21 protein-coding genes, 3 tRNA genes and 2 rRNA genes (1 of these 26 only partly in view) are annotated in these 23,844 nt (G+C 29.8%); 13 read left to right on the top strand and 13 right to left on the bottom strand.

The genetic code is table 11. The features are described 5' to 3' along the window. The first annotated feature begins 87 nt into the window (after positions 1 to 87). The gene (locus AB0T67_RS07465; RefSeq protein WP_369219788.1) at positions 88 to 1,266 is read left to right on the top strand and encodes an acyl-CoA dehydrogenase family protein; all 1,179 of its coding nucleotides are present in this window, start codon (positions 88 to 90) and stop codon (positions 1,264 to 1,266) included. A 340-nt stretch (positions 1,267 to 1,606) separates the two neighbouring features. Here AB0T67_RS07465 and AB0T67_RS07460 read toward each other — a convergent pair whose 3' ends face one another. From AB0T67_RS07460 to AB0T67_RS07445, 4 genes are all read right to left on the bottom strand, one after another. Continuing rightward, positions 1,607 to 2,149 carry a pyridoxamine 5'-phosphate oxidase family protein gene (locus AB0T67_RS07460; protein WP_369219787.1) on the bottom strand — a complete coding sequence of 181 codons (543 nt, stop codon included), beginning with the start codon at positions 2,147 to 2,149 and terminating at the stop codon, positions 1,607 to 1,609. Between the two features lie 1,004 nt (positions 2,150 to 3,153). Then, positions 3,154 to 3,831, bottom strand: a complete 678-nt coding sequence (locus tag AB0T67_RS07455) for a response regulator transcription factor (RefSeq protein WP_369219786.1) — start codon at positions 3,829 to 3,831, stop codon at positions 3,154 to 3,156. Next, positions 3,800 to 5,764 carry a tetratricopeptide repeat-containing sensor histidine kinase gene (locus tag AB0T67_RS07450; RefSeq protein WP_369219785.1) on the bottom strand — a complete coding sequence of 655 codons (1,965 nt, stop codon included), beginning with the start codon at positions 5,762 to 5,764 and terminating at the stop codon, positions 3,800 to 3,802. The genes AB0T67_RS07455 and AB0T67_RS07450 overlap by 32 nt, the downstream gene beginning before the upstream one ends. A 59-nt stretch (positions 5,765 to 5,823) precedes the next feature. After that, complete coding sequence (locus AB0T67_RS07445; protein WP_369219784.1) at positions 5,824 to 6,351, bottom strand: RNA methyltransferase; 528 nt, start codon at positions 6,349 to 6,351, stop codon at positions 5,824 to 5,826. A 64-nt stretch (positions 6,352 to 6,415) separates the two neighbouring features. On the opposite strand from AB0T67_RS07445, the gene mutS reads away from it, so the two are divergent. From mutS to AB0T67_RS07425, 4 genes are all read left to right on the top strand, one after another. Then, on the top strand, positions 6,416 to 9,025 hold the full coding sequence (gene mutS / locus AB0T67_RS07440; RefSeq protein ID WP_369219783.1) for a DNA mismatch repair protein MutS: 2,610 nt from the start codon (positions 6,416 to 6,418) through the stop codon (positions 9,023 to 9,025). Between the two features lie 10 nt (positions 9,026 to 9,035). After that, on the top strand, positions 9,036 to 10,367 hold the full coding sequence (locus AB0T67_RS07435; protein ID WP_369219782.1) for an MATE family efflux transporter: 1,332 nt from the start codon (positions 9,036 to 9,038) through the stop codon (positions 10,365 to 10,367). 22 nt (positions 10,368 to 10,389) lie between these two features. Next, positions 10,390 to 11,157 (top strand): enoyl-CoA hydratase/isomerase family protein, encoded by a 768-nt coding sequence (locus AB0T67_RS07430; protein ID WP_369220498.1) that lies wholly within the window; start codon positions 10,390 to 10,392, stop codon positions 11,155 to 11,157. Between the two features lie 283 nt (positions 11,158 to 11,440). Next, positions 11,441 to 11,893, top strand: a complete 453-nt coding sequence (locus tag AB0T67_RS07425; RefSeq protein WP_369219781.1) for a 6-pyruvoyl trahydropterin synthase family protein — start codon at positions 11,441 to 11,443, stop codon at positions 11,891 to 11,893. Positions 11,894 to 11,948: 55 nt separating this feature from the next. Here AB0T67_RS07425 and AB0T67_RS07420 read toward each other — a convergent pair whose 3' ends face one another. The 6 genes from AB0T67_RS07420 to AB0T67_RS07395 form a co-directional block, all read right to left on the bottom strand. Further along, a complete protein-coding gene (locus AB0T67_RS07420; protein WP_369219780.1) occupies positions 11,949 to 13,004 on the bottom strand; it encodes a hypothetical protein in 1,056 nt (351 codons plus the stop codon). A 14-nt stretch (positions 13,005 to 13,018) separates the two neighbouring features. Further along, the gene (locus tag AB0T67_RS07415; RefSeq protein WP_369219779.1) at positions 13,019 to 13,762 is read right to left on the bottom strand and encodes an LVIVD repeat-containing protein; all 744 of its coding nucleotides are present in this window, start codon (positions 13,760 to 13,762) and stop codon (positions 13,019 to 13,021) included. Between the two features lie 5 nt (positions 13,763 to 13,767). Further along, positions 13,768 to 14,259 carry a hypothetical protein gene (locus AB0T67_RS07410; RefSeq protein WP_369219778.1) on the bottom strand — a complete coding sequence of 164 codons (492 nt, stop codon included), beginning with the start codon at positions 14,257 to 14,259 and terminating at the stop codon, positions 13,768 to 13,770. Positions 14,260 to 14,356: 97 nt separating this feature from the next. Continuing rightward, positions 14,357 to 14,923: an aminoacyl-tRNA hydrolase gene (gene pth, locus AB0T67_RS07405; protein WP_369219777.1), complete on the bottom strand. Its 567-nt coding sequence runs from the start codon at positions 14,921 to 14,923 to the stop codon at positions 14,357 to 14,359. Between the two features lie 138 nt (positions 14,924 to 15,061). Next, on the bottom strand, positions 15,062 to 15,643 hold the full coding sequence (locus AB0T67_RS07400) for a 50S ribosomal protein L25/general stress protein Ctc (protein WP_369219776.1): 582 nt from the start codon (positions 15,641 to 15,643) through the stop codon (positions 15,062 to 15,064). Between the two features lie 25 nt (positions 15,644 to 15,668). Next, complete coding sequence (locus AB0T67_RS07395; RefSeq protein WP_369219775.1) at positions 15,669 to 16,610, bottom strand: ribose-phosphate pyrophosphokinase; 942 nt, start codon at positions 16,608 to 16,610, stop codon at positions 15,669 to 15,671. A 122-nt stretch (positions 16,611 to 16,732) separates the two neighbouring features. Here AB0T67_RS07395 and AB0T67_RS07390 point away from each other — a divergent pair. Then, positions 16,733 to 16,814, top strand: a tRNA-Leu gene (locus AB0T67_RS07390). Between the two features lie 226 nt (positions 16,815 to 17,040). On the opposite strand, the gene AB0T67_RS07385 is transcribed toward AB0T67_RS07390, so the two are convergent. From AB0T67_RS07385 to AB0T67_RS07375, 3 genes are read right to left on the bottom strand one after another with little or no spacing between them, the layout of a single operon-like run. Further along, positions 17,041 to 17,277 carry a hypothetical protein gene (locus AB0T67_RS07385; protein WP_369219774.1) on the bottom strand — a complete coding sequence of 79 codons (237 nt, stop codon included), beginning with the start codon at positions 17,275 to 17,277 and terminating at the stop codon, positions 17,041 to 17,043. Continuing rightward, on the bottom strand, positions 17,267 to 17,641 hold the full coding sequence (locus AB0T67_RS07380) for a hypothetical protein (RefSeq protein ID WP_369219773.1): 375 nt from the start codon (positions 17,639 to 17,641) through the stop codon (positions 17,267 to 17,269). Before AB0T67_RS07380 ends, AB0T67_RS07385 begins: the two co-directional genes overlap by 11 nt. Before the next feature lie 5 nt (positions 17,642 to 17,646). Beyond that, a complete protein-coding gene (locus AB0T67_RS07375) occupies positions 17,647 to 17,982 on the bottom strand; it encodes a hypothetical protein (protein ID WP_369219772.1) in 336 nt (111 codons plus the stop codon). Positions 17,983 to 18,405: 423 nt separating this feature from the next. On the opposite strand from AB0T67_RS07375, the gene AB0T67_RS07370 reads away from it, so the two are divergent. The 7 genes from AB0T67_RS07370 to AB0T67_RS07340 form a co-directional block, all read left to right on the top strand. Continuing rightward, positions 18,406 to 18,813, top strand: coding sequence for a mechanosensitive ion channel domain-containing protein (locus AB0T67_RS07370; protein WP_369219771.1), 408 nt, complete (start codon positions 18,406 to 18,408; stop codon positions 18,811 to 18,813). Positions 18,814 to 18,912: 99 nt separating this feature from the next. Next, positions 18,913 to 19,326: a VOC family protein gene (locus AB0T67_RS07365; RefSeq protein ID WP_271231121.1), complete on the top strand. Its 414-nt coding sequence runs from the start codon at positions 18,913 to 18,915 to the stop codon at positions 19,324 to 19,326. Between the two features lie 60 nt (positions 19,327 to 19,386). After that, a complete protein-coding gene (gene rimK, locus AB0T67_RS07360) occupies positions 19,387 to 20,757 on the top strand; it encodes a 30S ribosomal protein S6--L-glutamate ligase (protein ID WP_369219770.1) in 1,371 nt (456 codons plus the stop codon). Between the two features lie 862 nt (positions 20,758 to 21,619). Beyond that, positions 21,620 to 23,137 (top strand): 16S ribosomal RNA (locus AB0T67_RS07355). An 81-nt stretch (positions 23,138 to 23,218) separates the two neighbouring features. After that, positions 23,219 to 23,292: transfer RNA gene (locus tag AB0T67_RS07350), tRNA-Ile, on the top strand. 84 nt (positions 23,293 to 23,376) lie between these two features. Next, a tRNA-Ala gene (locus AB0T67_RS07345) sits at positions 23,377 to 23,450 on the top strand. 163 nt (positions 23,451 to 23,613) lie between these two features. After that, positions 23,614 to 23,844 (top strand): 23S ribosomal RNA (locus AB0T67_RS07340) (it continues 2,645 nt past the right edge of the window). Together the 16S and 23S rRNA genes with 2 tRNA genes alongside form the textbook arrangement of a ribosomal RNA operon.

Here is a 23,844-nt window from a genome sequence, read left to right as displayed (position 1 = left end):
TTTTTGATTTTTTTCAAAAAAGAGCGAGTGCGGAAAGCAGGAAATAGCTTCAAAAAAAAATCATTAAAACAATCTTAAAATAACTTTATGAAATCTGATTTATTTCAAGCACCTGATTATTATCAAACAGATGATTTATTAACATATGAACACAAACTTGTTCGTGAAACTGCTCGTGAATGGGTAAAAAAAAATGTGTCTCCAATTATTGAAGATGCCGCACAAAACGCAAAGTTTCCGACGGAATTAATTAGTGGTTTGGCAGAAGTTGGAGCTTTTGGTTCATATATTCCTGAAGAATATGGAGGTGCAGGTTTAGACCAAATTTCTTATGGATTAATAATGCAAGAATTAGAACGTGGCGATAGTGGTATTCGTTCAACAGCTTCGGTACAATCGTCTTTAGTAATGTTGCCTATTTATAATTATGGAAATGAAGCACAACGCCAAAAATATTTACCAAAGTTAGCTTCAGGAGAATGGATTGGAAGTTTTGGATTGACAGAACCAAATCATGGAAGTAATCCATCAGGTATGGAAACCAAGTTTAAAGATATGGGTGATTATTACTTATTAAATGGTGCAAAAATGTGGATTTCGAATGCGCCAATCTGTGATGTTGCCGTAGTTTGGGCAAAAAATGAAGAAGGACGTATTCATGGTTTACTTGTTGAAAGAGGCATGGAAGGATTTTCTACGCCAGAAACACACAATAAATGGTCGTTAAGAGCTTCAATTACTGGTGAGCTTATTTTTGATAATGTTAAAATTCCTAAAGAAAATATATTACCTAATAAATCGGGATTAGGAGCGCCTTTGTTATGTTTGGATTCGGCTCGTTATGGAATTGCTTGGGGTGCTATTGGTGCTGCAATGGATTGTTATGATACCGCTTTGCGATACGCAAAAGAACGTACACAATTTGGTAAACCGATTGGTCAATTTCAATTGCAACAAAAAAAGTTAGCCGAAATGATTACCGAAATTACCAAAGCTCAGTTATTAACTTGGCGATTAGGTATGTTAAAAAATGAAAATCGTGCAAGTTCGGCTCAAATATCTATGGCAAAAAGAAATAATGTTGATATGGCGATAAATATAGCTAGAGAAGCACGACAAATTTTAGGCGCTATGGGAATATCGGGGGATTATTCTATTATGAGGCACGCTATGAATTTAGAAAGTGTAATTACTTATGAAGGAACACACGATGTTCATTTGTTAATTACAGGGTTGGATATTACAGGATTAAATGCTTTTAAGTAAAAGGAGGAAGAAATGCTCTAAACGCTAAACCACTAACATACAAACAGAGCATTTCTTCTCTAAAATTAACTATTAAAACTATAAAAATTTAAATACAATTGATTACTTTTTTTTCTTACCACTATTAATAAGAATTAAAAGAGTACTAACTAATCCCACGCAAACAAGTGCAAAAACTCCTATTATTATGGTACCATTTGTCCAAGAAACTATTGGTAAATTAATTAATTGTATCATACTATTATTTTTCAACAAAAATACTTGAGCTTGTTTTCTTAAAATATGATTTTTATCATCTTTTATCTTTTTTGAATAAAAAAAATGAAAAAATATTTTTAATTTATTCTTTAAGTTTGGTCTTTAAACCGTCAATACTAACTTTATTTTTTTCGTCCCAATAATCTTCAATACCACTTTGTCCTATTTCATCAGCCCAATTTGATAATTCATTTCGCTCTTCTTTATATTCATAAAAAGGAATTGACATACCACATGAATTCTGTGTAGTTTCAACTGTTACATCAAATATTTGTCGTGTTCCTGCTAGTTTTGGAAATAAGCTAATTAATTCATTCCATTCAGCATCTTCAGGTAATATTTCTTTAGCTGTACCATATAAACGTAAAATATTAGGAGCACCTTCAAAAGCACAAAACATAATGGTAATTCTATTATCAACTAATAAATGTGCTGAAGTTTCATTTCCACTACCTGTAACACTTAACCAAGTAACACGGTTTGGGCTTAATACACGAAAAGAATCCATTCCTTTAGGAGATAAATTAATACGCCCGTTTTTAGGAGCTGTTGCAACAAAAAACACTTTTTGTGCTTCTATAAATTTTTGAACTCTTGAAGTAATTTTATCATTTAATTTTCCCATAATTATTTGTTTAATTAATCCAGTTTTTAGTAAGTTTTATTGCTTTTTGATTCAAAAGGTAGGTATGAGGATTTTCAGAATTTTAGTTTTTTTTAAATTTTATGAAGTTACATTATTTAATTTAAAACAAAAAAACCTTCTAGAATTAATCTAGAAGGTTAGTTTTCCCTTAAATACCATTTTTCGCTTATCCTCGAAACTTGATATTACGAAGATATAGATTTTTGAGCTATTTATAAAGAGAATATAAGTGTAAAAAAGTGTGTCTTTCCACAGGTTTTGTTAAAGTTAAATCACTTAAAATAAAAAATACCTCGATTAATTCTAGAAGGTTTTTTTAAGTTTAAAAAAAAGGATTATTTTGAAAAAAGTAAACCTTTCAGAATGAACTGAAAGGTCTACTAAAAATTTTCAAAATATTTCCCCAAATAATATTGAATTCGTTGCAAATATATAAGTAGCTTTTTAATTTTGAAAGAAAATTGATCTAATAAAAAGTGTGTCTTTCCACAGGTTAAAAAAATATAACTTTTTTTGAAAGAAAAAAATCATTCGAAATCGGAGTTCTCTTATTAATGAGCTGCTGAAATAAATTGGTATTATTAAATAAATGAAGTAATAAAAAATGAAGTAAATATGCCTAGCCCTGATTGAAGCAATTGTTTGAGCTCTTTTTTTAATTTTTCTTTAAAAAAAAGCGAGTGCGTAAAGCAGGAAATTGCTTCAAAGTAATTGATTACTTCTTAAACTCTGTTTAAACCTTATGTAAAAAAATAGGGTAGTCTTTATGTAATTTTAAAAACTAAATAAATATATTTATAAAAGTTAGATTTTATAACAAAAAAACAAACCTTTCAGTATGAACTGAAAGGTTTGTTTAACATTTTCTTTTTCAAAATATTTCCCCAAATAATATTGAATTGTCCGGCAAATATAAATGGAGTTATTTGATTTAAAAAGGGAATTACCGCCGTAAAAGATGTATATTTCCGCAGTAAATTAAATTAATCTAATATTCCTAACTCTTTAGCCTTTAGTACTAAATCAGTATTATTATGTGCTTGTAAATTATTACGAAGCTTTGATAGTTTTGCTTCTATAGACCTTAATTTAACTAATGAACCATCTGTTTTTTTAATAAAACCTTCTAGGTTTGAAATTTTAGAATGCCTTGGTAATTCTTTTAAAATTTGAATAGCAACATCATCCATTTGAATTTCAATTAAAGCTCTTTTTAACAATTTTTGATGTATTTCATGTGTGTAATATACCTCGCCTTTTATTATTTTTTTTATAGCAAATGTTAGCTCATCCGTATTACAATTTCCTTTTAAAATATAAGCACTAGGATTCAAATTATGGATAACATTAAAAACCCGATTGGTTTCTGAATGTCCTGTAATAACACCTGTTTTAATATCAATATTTTTTTTTTGAATAGCTTTAATTAAGGCTTCACCTCCGTCTAAAGTGACATTTTCATCTGTATTATCAAAACTTAAGTCAGTAAAAACAATATCAAAAGGTGTATTTTGAATTGCTGTTTTTATTTTAGAAAAAGCTTCATCGCAACAATTAGTAGTTTCTATAACTAAATTATCAATATTTTTTAGGCAGGAAAGTATGCCTTCAAGTATTAATTGATGGTCATCAACTACGAGTATTTTTAATGGTCCAAGCATTTAAGGGGATTTGAATATTAGTTTGTGTTCCATTACCTACTTCACTTTTAATATTTAGAGTTCCGTTTAACTCTTCAACACGTTCTTGTAGGTTTTGTAAACCAATTCCTTTTTTAATAGCATTGGTATTAAAACCAACTCCATTATCTTTAATGAGCAAAAATACGTGTTTCTTATGTATCGTAAATGTTATCATTACCTTATTGGCATTTGCATATTTTTTACAATTTTCAAGACTTTCTCGTACGCTTAAATACAATAACCTATTAATAGCATTATTTAATTCTTCCCAGTTATATTCTTGTAGCCCCGTAACACTTATTCTAAAATCAAGTTCAAAGTAATCACTTACTAAATTAATTATCTGATCTTTAAATGACACTTTATTAAAGCTGACACTACTTAATTGATGTGATAAATTTCTAATGTTTTCTTTAACGGCATCTAATTTTTTAGCTTCTTCTAATAAATTAGATTTTTTAAATTTTTGATGTAATAAACTTAAGTCACCTGCAACTTCATCATGTAACGATTTTGCAATTTGTTGTCGTTCATCTTCTCTAGCGGTTATTCTTTCTAATTGTGCTTGATATAACAGTTTTCTTTTTCTATAAAAATAAAATAAAATACTACTAATAAATAATAATAAACCACTCGCAGCAATTAATCTACCAATAGTTTGTTGTTGCTTATGATAGATTATTTCTAATTGTTTACTTTTATTTTCTGTTTTTAAAACCGTATTTTCTTTTTCTTTTTTATCAGTTTCATACCTAATTTTAGCAAACTGATTTTTTAATCGGCGTTCTTTTTCAAATAAACTGTCGTTAAGTTGTATGTATTCTTCTAAATGTTTTTTAGCTTTTTGCCCTTTATTAAGGTCTGATAAAAGTTTTAAACATTCTAAAACTATTTTATTATTTCTTGTTTTTCTAGCTAATTTTAAACCAATATTTGCATGTTTTTCTGCTAGTGTATAGTTTTTGTTTTTGATATATGCTTCTGTTAAAAAAGCATGAGAAAAACTTTCTGCGTATGAGTTTTTAAGTTTTTTTCGACCTTCTAAAACTATTTTATAACCTTCTATTGCTTTTTTTGTATCGCCTTGTAGAAAATAAATTGAAGATAAGTTACCTAAAAAAGATTGATAATTTTTAGGATATTTTATTTCTAAACTATCTGTATCTAAACCTTCTTGAAATAAAGAAATTGCTTTTTCATAATTACCTTCATCTTTATAAGTCATCCCTATATTATTCAGAAGGTTTAAATAATTTTTTTCTCTTTTGTGTTTTATCTTATTGAATTTAACAATATTCTGTGCTTTATGATAATAGGCTCTGGCTTCTTTTGATCTTTTTAGACTCGCTAAAGCATTTCCCATAGTTTGATATAAAGAAATTAAAACTCGATATTTTTTTAAAGGTTCTACATATTTTAAACCTTCAACTGTAGTTATTTCACAACCCAAAAAATCTAACTCTTTTACCTGAAGAATTGCCATAGATAAAAGCCTTCTGCCTATTTCGGCAGAATCTTTTAAAGCGACAGATATATTTTTTGATTTATGATAATAGTAAAAAGTACTATCTAAATTGTTTTTTATTTTGTTGTTCAAAGCAGCAAAATGATACGCTTTAGCCAAAGAAAAAGAATCTTTTTTTACAGAATAGTGTTTTAGTAATTTGTTCTTTGAGAATGTTATTCCTAAGGTATCTTTACTAAAATAACTTTGTTTACCATACGCAATACTTGTTTGCTTTAAAAGAGAGTCCTTCTTTAAATCATTTGAAAGTATAACTGCTTTTTTGAGATATGATAATTTATGTACTCCTTTTGCATTGTTTAAATAAAAGTAAATAGAATCTTTTTGCTCTTGAGAATAAACAAAAAATGTAGTAAGTAGTAAGGAAAAAACAAGAATTTTTTTCATAAGATGAAAAAGGTATCTATTTGTGTTAATAAGGTGAAATATATTTTTTCTTAAAAAAACTAAGATATTTTCTGAAATAAATCCCAAATTACAATACCTGTTGTAACCGATATGTTTAAAGAATGCTTCGTTCCTAATTGTGGAATTTCAATACAAAAATCCGAAGCAGAAACAACTTCTTGTTGCACACCTTTTACTTCATTTCCCATAACAACCGCATATTTTTGGTTTGCTTTTGGAATAAATTCATTTAACATCGTGCTATTTTCAGCTTGTTCTATGGCTAAAATAGTAACGTTATCTTTTTTAAGCTTTTCAACTAACTCAATAGTATTTTCAATATGTTCCCAAGCAACAGATTCGGTAGCTCCTAAAGCAGTTTTATGAATTTCTTTATTAGGAGGAGTTGCAGTAATACCGCACAAATATATTTTTTCAATTAAAAAAGCATCCGAAGTTCTAAAAACCGACCCCACATTATTTAAACTTCTGATGTTGTCTAAGATTACAATAATGGGCGTTTTTTCGGTTTCTTTAAACTCATTAACTGTAATTCTACCTAATTCACTATTTTTTAGTTTTCTCATAAAAAATGTTCACTTTAAAATCGAATATTTATCTTCGCAAAACTAATTTAAAAAAACTAAAAAATTGGCAAAAACAAAGGCAAAAAAGGTAACTCCATTAATGCAACAATACAACGGAATTAAAGCCAAATATCCCGATGCAATGTTGCTTTTTAGAGTCGGAGATTTTTATGAAACCTTTGGCGAAGATGCCGTAAAAGCATCCAGTGTTTTAGGAATTGTTTTAACAAAAAGAAGTGCAGGTAGTGCTAGTGAAATCGCTTTGGCTGGTTTTCCGCATCATTCGTTAAATACATATTTACCTAAATTAGTAAAATCGGGTTTAAGGGTGGCAATTTGCGATCAGTTAGAAGATCCGAAAATGACTAAAAGTATTGTAAAACGAGGTGTCACCGAATTGGTTACTCCAGGTGTTGCTTTAAACGATGAAGTTTTACAATCGAAATCAAATAATTTTTTAGCTGCCGTACATTTCGGTAAAAAATTAATAGGAATTTCTTTTTTAGATGTTTCTACAGGCGAATTTTTAATTGCCCAAGGAAACGAAGAATATATTGATAAATTATTACAAAATTTTTCTCCTAGCGAAGTTTTAGTTGAAAAAAAATACAAACAACAATTTTCAGAATTGTTTACAAATCGTTTTCACACCTTTTATTTAGAAGATTGGGTTTTTCAAAAGGAATATGGAAATGAATTATTAAGTACTCATTTTAAAGTTAAAAATTTAAAAGGTTTTGGTGTTGAATCCCTAGAACAAGGTATTGTTGCTGGTGGTGCAGTAATGTATTATTTATCAGAAACACAACATAATAAAATTGAACACATACAATCTATCAGCAGAATTGCTGAAGATAATTATGTTTGGATGGACAGATTTACCGTTAAAAATTTAGAATTATACGGCGGAAATTCGTTAAATTCAGTGTCTTTATTAAATGTTATTGATAAAACAATTTCGCCTATGGGCGGAAGATTATTAAAACGTTGGTTGGCTTTGCCGTTAAAAGATTTGACACAAATACAAGAACGTCATGAGTTGGTCGCTTTTTTAATTGATAATGAATCTTTTTTTGAAACGGTAACCTATCAATTAAAGCAAATTTCTGATATAGAGCGATTAATTTCAAAAGTTGCCACAGGAAAAGTATCGCCAAGAGAAGTTGTTTTATTGAAAAATTCATTAAAAGCTATTCTTCCGATAAAAGCATCAGCAGAAAAAAGCCGCAATAAAACGGTTAAAGAAATAGGAAAAAAATTACACGATTGTGAAATTTTAATTACTAAAATTGTTCAAACTATTTTTGAAGATGCACCTGTAAATATCAATAAAGGAAATGCTATTGCAAGCGGTGTTTCTGATGAATTAGATGAACTTCGTAGTATTTCTAATTCAGGAAAAGAATATTTAGAAATGATGTTGGCTCGTGAAACCGAAAGAACGGGAATTACAAGTTTAAAAATTGCTTTCAATAATGTTTTTGGATATTATATTGAAGTTAGAAACACGCATAAAGATAAAGTTCCTGAAGAATGGGTTCGTAAGCAAACCCTTGTAAATGCTGAACGATATATTACTGAAGAATTAAAAGAATACGAAACTAAAATTTTAGGCGCAGAAGATAAAATTCAGCAAATAGAAGCGGATATTTTTTCAAAATTAGTACAGTTTATTATTGATTTTGTACAACCTGTTCAGCAAAATGCTCAAAATATTGCTAAAATAGATGTGTTATTATCATTTGCCAAATTGGCTATGGACAACGAATATGTGCGTCCAGAAATGGATAATAGTACGGATATTGATATTAAAAATGGGCGTCATCCTGTAATAGAAAAACAACTTCCAATTGGCGAAGAATATATTGCAAATGATGTTGTTTTAAATAGAGATAATCAACAAATAATTATGATTACCGGACCAAATATGTCGGGTAAATCGGCAATATTACGTCAAACGGCTTTAATCGTTTTATTAGCTCAAATGGGAAGTTATATTCCTGCACAAAGTGCTAGAATTGGTATGGTAGATAAAATTTTTACCAGAGTAGGAGCAAGCGATAATATTTCGATGGGAGAATCTACTTTTATGGTAGAAATGAATGAAACGGCTTCTATTTTAAATAATATATCGGAACGTAGTTTGGTTTTATTAGATGAAATTGGGCGTGGAACTTCTACTTATGATGGAATTTCAATTGCTTGGGCTATTGCCGAATATTTACACGAACATCCATCAAAAGGAAAAACATTATTTGCTACGCATTATCATGAATTAAACGAAATGACAAGCACTTTTAAACGTATTAAAAACTTTAATGTATCGGTAAAAGAATTAAAAGATAGTATCATTTTTTTACGAAAATTAGTAGAAGGTGGAAGTAATCATAGTTTTGGTATTCATGTAGCAAAATTAGCAGGAATGCCAAATTTAGTGATTACAAAAGCACAAAAAATTCTAACACAATTAGAAGCAAATAACACTCATAAAGAAGTAAAAGAGGTTTTAAAAGATTCACAAAAAGAAGAAATGCAAATGAGCTTCTTTCAATTAGATGATCCTTTATTAGAAAATGTTAGAGATGAAATTTTAGCTACTAATATTGATACACTTACGCCAATTGAAGCTTTAATGAAGTTGAACGAAATTAAGCGAATGCTTATTAAAAAATAAACTTTGTTAAATGCAAGACATTAGTTTTAAACGAATAAATAAATTGGCTTTTCCTGCTTTAATTGCAGGAGTTGCCGAACCTTTATTATCAACTACCGATTTAGCTATCGTAGGAAATATCAATCATAATGCAACCGAAAGTATTGCCGCTATTGGAATTGTAGGTGCTTTTTTATCGATGCTAATTTGGGTTTTTGGGCAGGCTCGTAGTAGTATTTCGTCAATTATTTCGCAATATATAGGTGCTGATAAATTATCCGAAGTAAAAAATTTACCTGCTCAAGCTATCGCTATTATCTTAGTAACAAGTTTGGTTATTTTAGGAATTACATATCCGTTTGCTAAAGAAATATTTCAGTTTTATAATGCTTCTAATGCTATTTTAGATTATTCGATTGAATATTATAAAATACGTGTTTTTGGCTTTCCGTTTACATTATTTGTAATCGCTATTTTTGGAACATTTCGAGGGCTTCAAAATACCATGTACCCGATGTTAATTGCCATAATTGGTACAGTTGTAAATATTCTACTAGATGTTGTTTTTGTTTATGGAATTGAAGGATATATTCCCGCCATGAACATTTCAGGAGCAGCTTATGCAAGTGTAATTGCACAAATAATTATGGCACTTGTTGCTACTTATTTATTGATAACTAAAACAGAAATATCTTTAAAATTTGAGCTTCCTTTTAATAAAGAAATTTCGAAGTTTATCAATATGATGTTAAACTTATTTGTTAGAACTATTGCTTTAAATCTTGCTTTATATTTTGCTACTTCTTATGCTGTTTCTTACGGAAAAGAATACATTGCAGCCTATACAATCGGTTTTAATATATGGCTAATGGGAGCTTTTATGATTGATGGTTATTCATCCGCAGGAAATATTTTATCAGGAAAATTATTAGGAGCAAAAGCGTATTCATCATTACTTAAATTAGGAAATAAATTGCTTCTTTATGGATTTGTATTTGGTGTTTTTTTAGCAATTATTGGATTTGTTTTTTATGATTTTATAGGTAGAATTTTTACACAAGAACAAGCCGTATTAGAACATTTTTATAATACTTTTTGGATTATTTTAATTATGCAACCGATTTGTGCTATCGCTTTTATTTATGATGGAATGTTTAAAGGAATGGGCAAAATGAAGTATTTAAGAAATTTATTATTGATATCAACAGCAGTTATTTTTATTCCTGTTTTATTATTTTTTGATTCCTTAGATTATAAATTACATGCCATTTGGATTGCTTTTTATGCATGGATAATAGCACGTGCACTTCCTTTAATTCTTAAATTTAGAAATACTTTTTTATCACACTCTCAAAATGAGTAAATTTGAGAATAAAATATTAAGTATGACAACAACAAGAGAAAGCGGAAGTTTATATACTCATATAGATAAAAAAATTGCAACTATTGAATTTGGACATCCTGCAAGTAATTCTTTTCCAAGTGAATTATTAGCACGTTTAGCGAATGAATTTAATACTTTATCAAATAATGATGAAGTGGCAATTATTATTTTAAAATCCGAAGGAAATAAAGCTTTTTGTGCGGGTGCTTCTTTTGATGAATTAGTTGCTATTGATACTTTAGAAGCTGGTAAACAGTTTTTCTCAGGATTTGCGAACGTAATTAATGCGATGCGTTGTTGTTCAAAATTAATTATTGGACGTGTACAAGGTAAAACCGTTGGCGGTGGAGTTGGTTTAGCTTCAGCTTGCGATTATGTTTTTGCTACCGAAAGTGCTAGTATTAAGTTATCAGAATTAAGTATCGGAATTGGTCCTTTTGTTATTGCTCCTGCGGTTACTCGTAAAATTAATGTAAGCGGTTTAGCCGAATTAACTTTAGATGCCACTAGTTGGAAAAATGCGTATTGGGCAAAAGATAAAGGATTATACGCTCGTGTTTTTGAATCGATAGAAGATTTAGATAAAGAAGTTGAAATTTTTACTGAAAAATTAGCATCTTATAATTATGAAGCTTTATCAGAAATGAAAAAAACCTTGTGGATTGGTACAGAACATTGGCAAGAATTATTAATAGAAAATGCCGAAATATCAGGAAAGTTGGTTTTATCAGAAGCGACTAAAAAAGCATTATCAAAATTTAAAAAATAAAAAATGTTCTTATTTCAAGAGATAAAAAATATTCAAAATAAAACAACAGGACAGGAAATTGCAAGGTGGATACTTGAGAATCAAATAGTGTTTTTACTAGTAGGAGTATTGTTTTCAGTAGGTTTCGTATGGGTATTAACAAAAGTTGCAAAACAAATTCGTACTTTCGGCAAATAAAAAATAAAATTATGGGTGGAGATTATTTATTTGCCATTTTAGCAGCAGGAGTAGCAATCGTGTATTTTTACAATAAATACAGAGCAAACAAAAAATTTAAGAGATAGTGAATAATATAAGAATTACAAAACAGTTTACTTTTGAAACAGGGCATGCGTTGTATGGTTATGATGGAAAATGTAAAAATGTACACGGACATAGTTATAAACTTTTTGTTACTGTAACAGGTCAGCCAATTATGGATATGACCAATGTAAAATTTGGTATGGTCATCGATTTTGGCGATTTAAAGAAAATTGTTAAAGAAGAAATTGTTGATATTTTTGATCACGCAACCGTGTTTAATCAAAATACGCCACATGTTGAATTAGCAAAAGAGTTAAAAGATAGAGGGCATCATGTTATTTTGGTAGATTATCAACCAACAAGCGAAATGATGGCAATTGATTTTGCTAAAAAAATTAAAGGTAGACTTCCTGAAAATATTAAACTTCACGGAATAAAATTACAAGAAACCGATACTAGTTTTGCAGAGTGGTTTGCAAGTGATAATGAATAAAAGACTAGATAAAAAAAACTCAAAATTAAATTTTGAGTTTTTTTTTAGAAGTTTATTATTTACATTGGTTACTTAATTTTTTAAAATCTTTCTTTTTAAAGTAGTTGTAACTTGTTATTCCTGAATGTTTTACAAAACCAACTATATTTTTTGTTTTTGTATTCAATAAAATTTTATGGCTAATAGGTAGAATTACAGTTACCCCACCTTTTTGTTTTACGAATTTTTTAATTGCAGGAAAACCGATAAAAACGTCTTCTTTATTCTCTATTGCTTCTGCAATTCTATCACTAGAAACTAATTGAATATTAGCTTTTGGAAATAAAGAACTTAAATCATCTTGAATCTTTCCGTGTACAGAGGCTTCTTGTATTAAAATAGTTTTATTATCTATTTTAGAGCAGTTTTCTTTAGATTCTTGTTCAGCAAAATCTTCAAAAGATATTTTTTTATTTAATTTAATTACTTTTTCTATATATTTTTGAGATAATGAAATAGAAATAATTAGATTTTCTTTTGACAATACTTTTGCCTTATTTTCTCTTTCGGTTTTTAAAGACTCTATTTGTTTTTTCTGCTTTTTGTCACCATGATCTGGTAAATTGTAAATTACATTATTAATAAAATTTTTAAAAGTACTTTTATATCTTCTTTTTATTGGACTTCCGTAAGTTATTACATAAATATCCATTGTATGAAAGTTATAATAGTCAGCACTTATTTTTTCAAAAGTTAAATCAAGTACAGCAAATTTTTTAGATTTATTTTCAGCAAGTTTGTTTACTTCCTTTTTTGTTATATATTTAATATTATCTGTGTTATTTAACTTCCAATATTCAGTAACTACTTCTTTAATAGCTTTGTTAAAAAAAGAAATATGGTTTTTATACTCTTTTAATTCATTTTTAAATTCTTCTTTTTTTCTATTGTTTTTAGCTATTTTTTTTTCCAATTTTTGAATATACTCTTTATCTTCATCATAAATAACTACTGCTAATTCTCGTTCTTTTAATTGTTTTAGTTCTTCAATAGTTCCTTTTTTAATACAATTTTGACTATTAGATATTAAGTGAACTAGAATTAAGATAAAAGTAAGTACTAATTTTTTCATTTTTTTTAATTTATTTAAAAATTGAAGGTACTCATTTTTGTGAAACTTTCAATATTAGTTGTGTTTAGTTCATATTGATCAATACTATTTTCAGAAATAATAAATGCATGGTTATTTCTTATGATAATATCCATGGCATTTTTTGTAGGAATTTCATTAATATATTTTGAATCTTTAGGGTTTGAAACATCAAAAATTTTAACCGAATCATCACAAACTAATAAGTAATTATCGCCATATAAACTTAATCCTTTAGGTTGAGTTAAACCTCTATTGTTTAATAAAATTGGATTTTTTATATCGGTAATATCATAGGTTTTTAATTCGTTTACCATACCCTGACAATTCGTGTTCGTATGTAAAGTTACATAAGCATTTGTGCCATTTGCAACCACAGGATCACAGGAAGTAAAATGATTAGATTGCGCTAATTTTTCAGGTAATTCTTTGTTTGTAATATCATAAATAAACATCGCATTTTGTGAACCGATGAATAAATAATTATCAAAACTAAATAAAGTTTCAATATTAAAGCCAACTTCAATAGTGTTTACTTTTACAGGATTTTTAGTATCTGAAATATTAAAAACAGTCAGTTTAAAAAAATCAACAGTGTATAAATAATTATCTTTTAAAATAAAAGTAGCTAAAGAACCACCCATTCCATCTCCAGATTGATTACTAGAATTATCATTTGAATCTTGACTACAGGCAAAAATAAGAAGGCAAGTAATTAATAATATATATATCTTTTTCATAACCTTTATTTTTTTATCCAATTAACAATAATTTCTTCATTTTTAACATTACCATAAAAACCATCAGGAGATTCTAGTTTAGGAAAAACATTTTCTAATCTCTTATTGATGGTAAAAGTAGAAGCATCAATATTGATGCTTAATGAAACTAAATCTGTAGCTTGGTTTATAAAAAAAGTATTATTTCTGATACTAATATCAGTAGCACCTGGTATTTTTAAGAATTTCTTTTTTATAGGATTTGAAGGGTCTGAATTATCAAAAATATGGAATCCTTTTCTTTTATCATTTATAAAAATATAATCGTTAAAAATATAAATTTTAGACGATTCAGTCATTTCTATGTTATCTAAAAAAGCAATAGAAGAATCTAAATTAGTTCTTTCTATTGTAATAGGATCATAATTAGATATAGGTTCTACATATCTATGCTCTTCCTCATAAAATATACAGCTTGAGAAGCTAATACAAAACAGCAATGTTATTATTATTTTCATAGTCAATTATTTAGACTTTAAAAATAATGAAAATTAACTATTTATAATTAATTTAAATAATGTTTTTTTGAAAAAAAGTAAGTATTAAAATATATGATTATTTACCATTAAATTCATTCATAGTATTTGCCATTCCTGCTGTAATAAAAGAGGTAACAGCATTTACTGAAGTCGGAATTCGTTCAATCATTTCGCTTTCTTCGTCTTTGCTCCATTGTCCTAAAACATAATCTACTTGACGACCTTTGCCATAATCAGCGCCAACACCAAAACGAAAACGAGGATAAGCTCCTGTATTAAATTTTTCTTGAATATCTTTTAAACCATTATGTCCACCAGAACTTCCTTTTGGTTTAATACGAAGTTTACCGAAATCAATATTTAAATCATCGGTAATTATTAATAGGTTTTCAACAGAAATATTTTCTTGTTGCATCCAATACATAACCGATTTTCCGCTTAAATTCATGTAAGTACTCGGTTTTAAAACAAGAACTGTTTTTCCTTTAATTTTAAGTCTGGCAATGTCACCTAATTTTTCAGTTTCAAAACTAGCATCGTTTTCTTTAACAAAAGCATCTACTATTTTAAACCCTATATTATGACGTGTATTGTGGTATTGTTCACCAATATTACCTAAACCTACGATTAAAAACTTCTTCATCGGATTATTTTACTGTATTTGTTGATTTTATTTTATAGATGGTTTTTAATCTTTTTAAAAAGATTAAAAACTATATTTCAAAAATAAAAAAAAAGCGTTACACAATGGTAACGCTTTTCTTTTATTGTATAATAGTTTTTAAGCTTCAGTTTCAGCTTCAGCAGCAGCTTTTGCAGCATTACGAGACATACGAACTTGAGCAACTACAGTGTTATCTGGGTGTAATAAAGAATACTTATCGTTTCTTAATTCAGTAACATATAATTTATTACCAATAGCTAATTCAGTAATATCAGCTTCAATAAAGTCTGGTAAATTAGTAGGTAAACCTTTTACTTTTAACTTACGTAAGTTGTGACGTAAAGCCCCACCTAACATAATACCTTTTGCTACTCCTACTAAACGTACAGGAATATCCATAGTAAGCTCTTTATCATCAAAAATTTGATAAAAATCTACGTGTAAAATAGCTTCAGTTACTGGGTGAAATTGGATATCTTGTAAAATAGCATTGTATTTTACACCATCTAATTCAATCGTAGCAGTAAATACATCAGGAGTAAATACTAAAGGCTTGAATACTTTTTCAGTTGCTGAAAAATGAACAAGTTCTTCTCCTCCGTATAATACGCAAGGAACCTTTCCAGCATTACGTAAGTCTTTAGTTGCTCTTTTACCTACGCTTTCTCTTTTTGATCCGTTGATTGTAATTGATTTCATTACTTTATTTATTTATTAAATTTATTTACATTAAAAACTCATCACTGATTGATACGTTGTCATGAACTTTACGCATTACTTCAGCAAATAAGGGAGCGCAATTTACGACTTTTATTTTAGACACACTCTTCTTTAACGGAATTGTATTTGAAACAATTAATTCTGTTAGTTTTGAGTTTTGAATTCTTTCAGCAGCTTCACCAGAAAGAATAGGGTGTGTACAAATAGCACGCACGCTAATAGCTCCTCTTTCCATCATTAAATCGGCAGCTTTAGCAAGGGTTCCTCCTGTATCAATCATGTCATCTACAAGAATTACATTTTTACCTTTTACATCACCAATTAACTCCATGTGAGAAATCACATTTGCTTTTTGACGTTGTTTGTAACAAATAACTACATCACTTTCTAAAAATTTAGAATAAGCATATGCTCTTTTTGAACCACCCATATCAGGTGAAGCAATAGTAAGATTCTCTAAATTTAAGCTTTTTACATATGGAAGGAAAATAGTAGAAGCAAATAAATGATCTACTGGTTTTTCGAAGAAACCTTGAATTTGATCAGCATGTAAATCCATTGTCATAATTCTGGTAGCTCCTGCAGATTCTAATAGTTTTGCAACTAATTTAGCACCAATAGCCACACGAGGTTTGTCTTTTCTATCTTGACGAGCCCATCCAAAATAAGGCATAACAGCTGTAATATGTCTTGCCGAAGCACGTTTAGCAGCATCACACATTAATAACATTTCCATTAAATTATCTGCTGAAGGAAAAGTCGATCCAATAAGAAATATTCTTCTTCCTCTAATAGATTCTTCAAATGCTGGTTGAAATTCACCATCACTAAAATGAGTTGTTATTACGTTCCCAAGTTCTATACCGTATTCTTTAGCAATTTCTTTAGCAAGTTCAATACTTTGAGAACATGCAAAAATTTTTGGACTTAATTGATCTATAGGCATTTACAATGTTTTGTTAAGAGTTAATGTTGTTGTTGCCGCAAAAGTAAAACTATTTTAAGAGTTTAAAACTTATTTTAAGTGAATTTAATTAATTTTTTTAATAGATTTGCAGCTTCAATAATGCTCGAGTGGCGGAATTGGTAGACGCGCTGGATTCAAAATCCAGTGACTTCGGTCGTGCGGGTTCGATTCCCGCCTCGAGTACATATTAAAGCCTTAACTTTTTATAGTTAAGGCTTTTTTTATGATATATAGTAAACTGCTAATTAACTAGTAATTAGATTTAAAAATTAGTGTTTAGAAATAGAGTATTTAGCAATATCACTTTTATTGCTTTAAATAAAAAACTCGAACAGTTTTTGTATAGTTAAAACAGAAAATGAGAGTTTTATGTTTATAAAAATATAATATCTAATTTTTTAAGCTATTTTTAATTCTTTGCAAATTTTAGTACATCTAGTACATTGTTATATTTCGGAGCAAAAAAGAAATCTTCTAATATTGTTTTAATAGCTTTTTTTTCTGAAGTTACTATTTCTTTTACTTTTGGAGTATCAGGAGTATTTTGTAATACCTTATACTTATAGATATCTTGATAAGACTCTATATATGTTATAAAGTCATTATCAAAATTATAATCCTTTAAGTCAATTTCATTATAATTCATTATCTAAGTCTTTTTTATACTTATTTAATAAGGTTCTAGTAAGTGCTAAATTTGCTTTTTTAGAATCAACAGCTAAATAAATAAAATACTCACCACTTGGTGATAAATTAATTATGTGTATTTGATCTTTTAAGTTAAAATAAATATCTTTTATTTCCTCTTTTAATTCTAAAGCATCAATAGCTTTTCGTTTTGCATTTATTATTTCTACATTATATGCAGAAGCTAAAGCAGGATCAAAATTAGGGTTATTAGAATCTGATATAAGAGATTCACCAGAAGCCATTTCAGCAATACTAATTGCTATATATCCAGGAATACCTTCTTTTACATTCTCTACTAATTTATCTAAAATTTTTTGCATTTTCTTTATAGTTGATTGTTAAATTCTTTTTTCAAAATAAGGTCTAGTAAAGCAACGTTTACTTTTTTGTTAGATAAGAAACATAATATGTATTCATTATGTTTAATCATAAGTATATTTTCATTGTCAGATTTTAGTCGAATCTCTTTCAATTCGGTATTAAAAAAGGTACTAAAAAAATGATTACTCATATTAAAAATAGTTGTTTGAAATACAATCATTTTATCTTGTAAATCACCTAAATCATTTTCTTTAGGATAAAAGTCAACAACTTTTCCATCTTCCTTTAAAAGGTAAACAGCATTTGATTTTGTTTCTATTAAAAGTTCTTTTAAATCCAATTTTTTTGATTTTTTATACAACCAAAATTAATGCTTAAAAAAGAATATTTTATTGAACAATAGTATTCAATTGTTGAACAATAGAGTTTTTATAAAAAGTGTTGTGTTTTATTATATAATATTTAAAAGAATAATAACTGATTTTTTTTATATCACATTTAATAAAATAAGGTTTAAATTATAGAGATATAAAGTGTCTTAAAAATTAAAAATCATTTATTTTCACCTAGATGTCTATTTTTTAGTTATTTCTGTTTATTTATTTTTTTGAAAATAAATCAATATCAAAAAAAATAAAAGCATAGTTTCGCAATAAAAAGTATCATGAATAATTTGTTTTTTAATAAGTATATTCTTTTGTTAATTTTATTGTTTTCACTTTTTATTTTGGTTTTTTTAACAAAAAAAATCACCAAAATTTACGTGATTAAAAACTCAATAGAACCACATAGAAGAAAGTTAATACTCAATCTTTTTTATTTAGTTTATTATGTTGTTTTTTTCTTTTTATTACTTTTAACTTTAGGAATAGAATTAAAACAAATAGGTGTTTTTGCTTCTTCTATTTTGGCGGTACTAGGTGTTGGTTTTTTTGCACAATGGTCTATGTTATCAAATTTAACAGCTAGTGTTATTTTATTTTTTTATCATCCGATGAGAATAGGAGATACTATAAAAATCATAGATAAAGAATATGACTTTACAGGTGAGGTGAAAAATATTACAGGTTTTTATGTACTATTGTATGTAGCTGAAGGAAATAGAAAAATAACAATACCCAATACTACTATTCTTTATAAAGGTATCGAGTTAATTGATATATCAAAGTAACTTAATATTATTTTAAATCCGAAGAAATCATTACATTTATAATATAACCTTACCATATATAAGGTATCAAAAAAAATAATAATTTTAAATTAAATAACTATGATAGCTACTTTTCATTTATCACTTCCTTGTTTAGATATAAAGGAAACAAAAAGGTTTTATTCTGAAGATTTAGGGCTTAGTTGTGGTAGAGAAACAAGTACTTGGTTAGATGTTAATTTATTTAACAATCAATTAACTTATGTTTTGGTTGATAAATTTAAGTTTGACTATCCTGACTATACGTTTGAAAAAGATGTTTTACCTTCTTTTCATTTTGGTGTTGTTTTAACAGCAGATGATTGGGAAAAAATGCATGATAGAATAAATTATTGGTCATCAGAAACAATAATAACAAAAACATTTTTAAAAGAAAAAAATGGTGAACATGTTTCTTTTTTTGTAAAAGACCCTAATGGCTATACCATCGAGTTTAAAACTTTTATCGAAGAAGATGAAATGTTTATGATGTAAATAATATCATTTTTAATTAAAATAAATTTTTATAAACCATTATTAAATAATAATATCACATTGAACAATTTAAAAATAATAGGGAGCGAAGAGTGGTGTTCGTTTGATACTTTCAGTATCCCAGCTATAAAAGCAAGAGTCGATTCAGGAGCCAAAACATCATCAATACAGGCTAATAATATAACTTCTTTCTACAAAGGAACAGAAGAATGGGTGCGTTTTGATGTAAATCCAATTCAAGAAAATAGAAGTATTAGTATTCGTTGTGAGTCAAAAGTACATTCAAAACGTTCTATAAAAAGTTCTACAGGGATTTCTGAAGAACGACTTGTTATAAAAACACCAGTAACTTTAGGGACTAATACTTTTGATATTGAATTGACATTAGCAAATCGTGACTCTATGGAGTTTAGAATGTTGCTAGGACGTGAAGCTTTATCTAATGGATATTTAGTAAATCCTTCTGAAACCTATTTATTACCAGAATATACTCAGGCTGATTTAGACGAAAAATATGCTGCCTTTAAAAAAGAAGCAACAGGCTTAAAAATAGCTTTATTAGCAAGTAATTCAGGCTTATTTAGTAACAAGCGTATTATGGAAGCAGGTCGTGCAAGAGGTCATGAAATGGTGTTTTTAAATGTGCAACAAGCTTACATGAAATTTGATGCAAAAGATCCTCAAATACGTTATCGTGGTGGAAATGTTATTGATGAGTTCGATGCTATTATTCCTCGTATTAAGCCATCTGTAACTTTTTACGCATGTGCTTTAATACGTCAGTTTGATGCTATGGGTACTTATTGTTTAAATTCTGCAGAAGCTATCAATCAATCAAGAGATAAATTATTAGCTACACAATTATTTGCTAAAAATGATATACAAGTTCCTATAACAGGTTTTGCTAATTCTCCTTTAGATACTAAAGATCTTATAAAAATGGTAAACGGAGCGCCGTTAATCATTAAGTTATTAGAAAGTACACAAGGTAAGGGGGTTGTTTTGGCAGAAACGACTAAGGCAGCAGAAAGTGTTATCAATGCTTTTAAAAGTGTTAAAACAAATATCCTTGTGCAAGAGTTTATTAAAGAAGCAAACGGGCAAGATTTAAGATGTTTTGTTGTAAACGGAAAAGTAGTAGCGTCAATGCAAAGACAAGCCGAAAAAGGTGAATTTAGAGCAAACATACATCAAGGAGGTTCTGCTTCTAAAGTTAGAATTACTTCTGATGAACGAAGATTAGCTATAAAAGCGGCTAAAGTGTTAGATTTACCTGTCGCAGGTGTCGATATTATACGTTCTAATAAAGGTCCTTTATTATTAGAGGTAAATTCATCTCCAGGATTAGAAGGTATTGAAGCGGCAACTGGTTTAGATATTGCTAATATTATGATTGAAGCAATTGAAAAGAAGTTAAAGTTCAAAAAATAAACAGATATTCAAGATATATCGTTTCAAAAAAGGCATCTATTTTTAATAAAATGGATGCTTTTTAATTATAAGATTATTAAAATATTGATTTTTTAGAAGCAATTTCCCGCTTTCCGCACTCGCTTTTTTTGTTTTTTCGAAAAGAAAAACAAAAAAGAGCTCAAACAAATGCTTCAATCGTGGCTAGGCATTTGTACAAAACGATTATAATTCCTTATTTTATTGATTATTTAGAGTTTTTTTAAAACAAGATTCCCGTCATGTTGAATTTATTTCAGCATCACATAATACAAAGAACTATGGAAAATAAGGATTTTAAAAAAAATAAACCAGCTGTAAACCGAATAAACCAGCTGTTTTAAATTCAAATAATTAAAAATACTTAAAAAGTGAATTGTTTAATTATTTGGAAATCAATACTTAATAAAATACTTTCAAAATAAACAAAAAAAGATGCTTGCTGTTTCAATAAAAGGGCGTAGATTTGCAACCGCTAACGGAAAAACGCAAGTTTAGAAGTTAGTAAAGGTTCATTAAAACATCGGTAAGTATCACATTAATAAAATGTAAAAAATAAGTTAAGTTTAGCTTGTTTGTAACAAATAAAAGGATGTATATTTGCAACCGCTTTAAGAAAATAAAGCGATTAAGAAATTTGGGATGGCTGTAAAAAGTCAGTTAGTTCGACTCTAACGTTTCTTCAAAAAATGATAAGTGTAAAAGTTTATCTCTGGTTTTTTTTAAAAACTAGGTTCATTGAAAACATTGAAATTGACAGCGTAAAATAAGAGTAGAATAACCACGTTCTAATTTGTTAGAACAAATTCTTTTGAAACTTATTCATTAATATTATTTAAAATATACAATGAAGAGTTTGATCCTGGCTCAGGATGAACGCTAGCGGCAGGCTTAACACATGCAAGTCGAGGGGTAACAGGTAGCTTGCTATGCTGACGACCGGCGAACGGGTGCGTAACGCGTATAGAATCTGCCTTGTACAGGAGGATAGCCTTTAGAAATGAAGATTAACACTCCATAATGTAGTGATTCGGCATCGAACCACTATTAAACATTTATGGGTACAAGATGACTATGCGTCCTATTAGCTAGATGGTGAGGTAACGGCTTACCATGGCGACGATAGGTAGGGGGTCTGAGAGGATTATCCCCCACACTGGTACTGAGACACGGACCAGACTCCTACGGGAGGCAGCAGTGAGGAATATTGGTCAATGGAGGCAACTCTGAACCAGCCATGCCGCGTGCAGGATGACTGCCCTATGGGTTGTAAACTGCTTTTATACAGGAAGAAACCGTGCTACGTGTAGCGCCTTGACGGTACTGTAAGAATAAGGACCGGCTAACTCCGTGCCAGCAGCCGCGGTAATACGGAGGGTCCGAGCGTTATCCGGAATCATTGGGTTTAAAGGGTCCGCAGGCGGTCAATTAAGTCAGAGGTGAAATCCCATCGCTCAACGATGGAACTGCCTTTGATACTGATTGACTTGAGTTATATGGAAGTAGATAGAATAAGTAGTGTAGCGGTGAAATGCATAGATATTACTTAGAATACCGATTGCGAAGGCAGTCTACTACGTATATACTGACGCTGAGGGACGAAAGCGTGGGGAGCGAACAGGATTAGATACCCTGGTAGTCCACGCCGTAAACGATGGATACTAGTTGTTGGACTTCGGTTCAGTGACTAAGCGAAAGTGATAAGTATCCCACCTGGGGAGTACGGTCGCAAGACTGAAACTCAAAGGAATTGACGGGGGCCCGCACAAGCGGTGGAGCATGTGGTTTAATTCGATGATACGCGAGGAACCTTACCAGGGCTTAAATGTGGTCTGACAGCTTTAGAGATAGAGTTTTCTTCGGACAGATCACAAGGTGCTGCATGGTTGTCGTCAGCTCGTGCCGTGAGGTGTCAGGTTAAGTCCTATAACGAGCGCAACCCCTATTTTTAGTTGCTAACAGGTTAAGCTGAGGACTCTAGAGAGACTGCCGGTGCAAACCGTGAGGAAGGTGGGGATGACGTCAAATCATCACGGCCCTTACGTCCTGGGCTACACACGTGCTACAATGGTATGGACAATGAGCAGCCACTGGGCGACCAGGAGCGAATCTATAAACCATATCACAGTTCGGATCGGAGTCTGCAACTCGACTCCGTGAAGCTGGAATCGCTAGTAATCGGATATCAGCCATGATCCGGTGAATACGTTCCCGGGCCTTGTACACACCGCCCGTCAAGCCATGGAAGCTGGGGGTGCCTGAAGTTCGTTACCGCAAGGAGCGACCTAGGGTAAAACTGGTAACTAGGGCTAAGTCGTAACAAGGTAGCCGTACCGGAAGGTGCGGCTGGAACACCTCCTTTCTAGAGAAAGATGGTGAGTTACAAAAGGGAAATTTTACTCTTTGCTGTTAATTTTAAAAAACACTAATAACAAGCTATTATAGTCTCATAGCTCAGCTGGTTAGAGCGCTACACTGATAATGTAGAGGTCGGCAGTTCGAGTCTGCCTGAGACTACAAAAAGCAAGTTGTTAGAAAGGAAATTCTAGAAACTAGAGGATTCGACATTCAAATTCTGAATAGTATTCTAGGATTTATAATGGGGGATTAGCTCAGTTGGCTAGAGCGCTTGCCTTGCACGCAAGAGGTCATCAGTTCGACTCTGATATTCTCCACAATCAGATTTAAATCTGAAAAAGTTCATTGACATATTGGTAAAATGATATCGTAAAGAAATCAAGATAGAGAAGTTAATCTTCGGGTTAACAACAATATTTTTATAAAAATAAATAATTATAAAGAGCTCGTTCTAAACAGTAATGTTTAGAGCAAAAAGTACAATAAGCTAAATAAGGGCGTATGGCGGATGCCTAGGCTTTCAGAGGCGATGAAGGACGCGATAAGCTGCGATAAGCTACGGGGAGGGGCACATACCTTATAATCCGTAGATTTCCGAATGGGGCAACCCGGTATGTTGAAGACATATCACCCGCAAGGGGGCAAACCCGGTGAACTGAAACATCTAAGTAACCGGAGGAAGAGAAAACAATAGTGATTCCGTTAGTAGTG

Source organism: Tenacibaculum salmonis, assembly GCF_041053065.1.
Lineage (GTDB): Bacteria > Bacteroidota > Bacteroidia > Flavobacteriales > Flavobacteriaceae > Polaribacter > Polaribacter pacificus_A.
The sequence above is the reverse complement of the archived record's forward strand: the minus strand, read 5'-3'. Positions and strand labels throughout refer to the sequence as shown.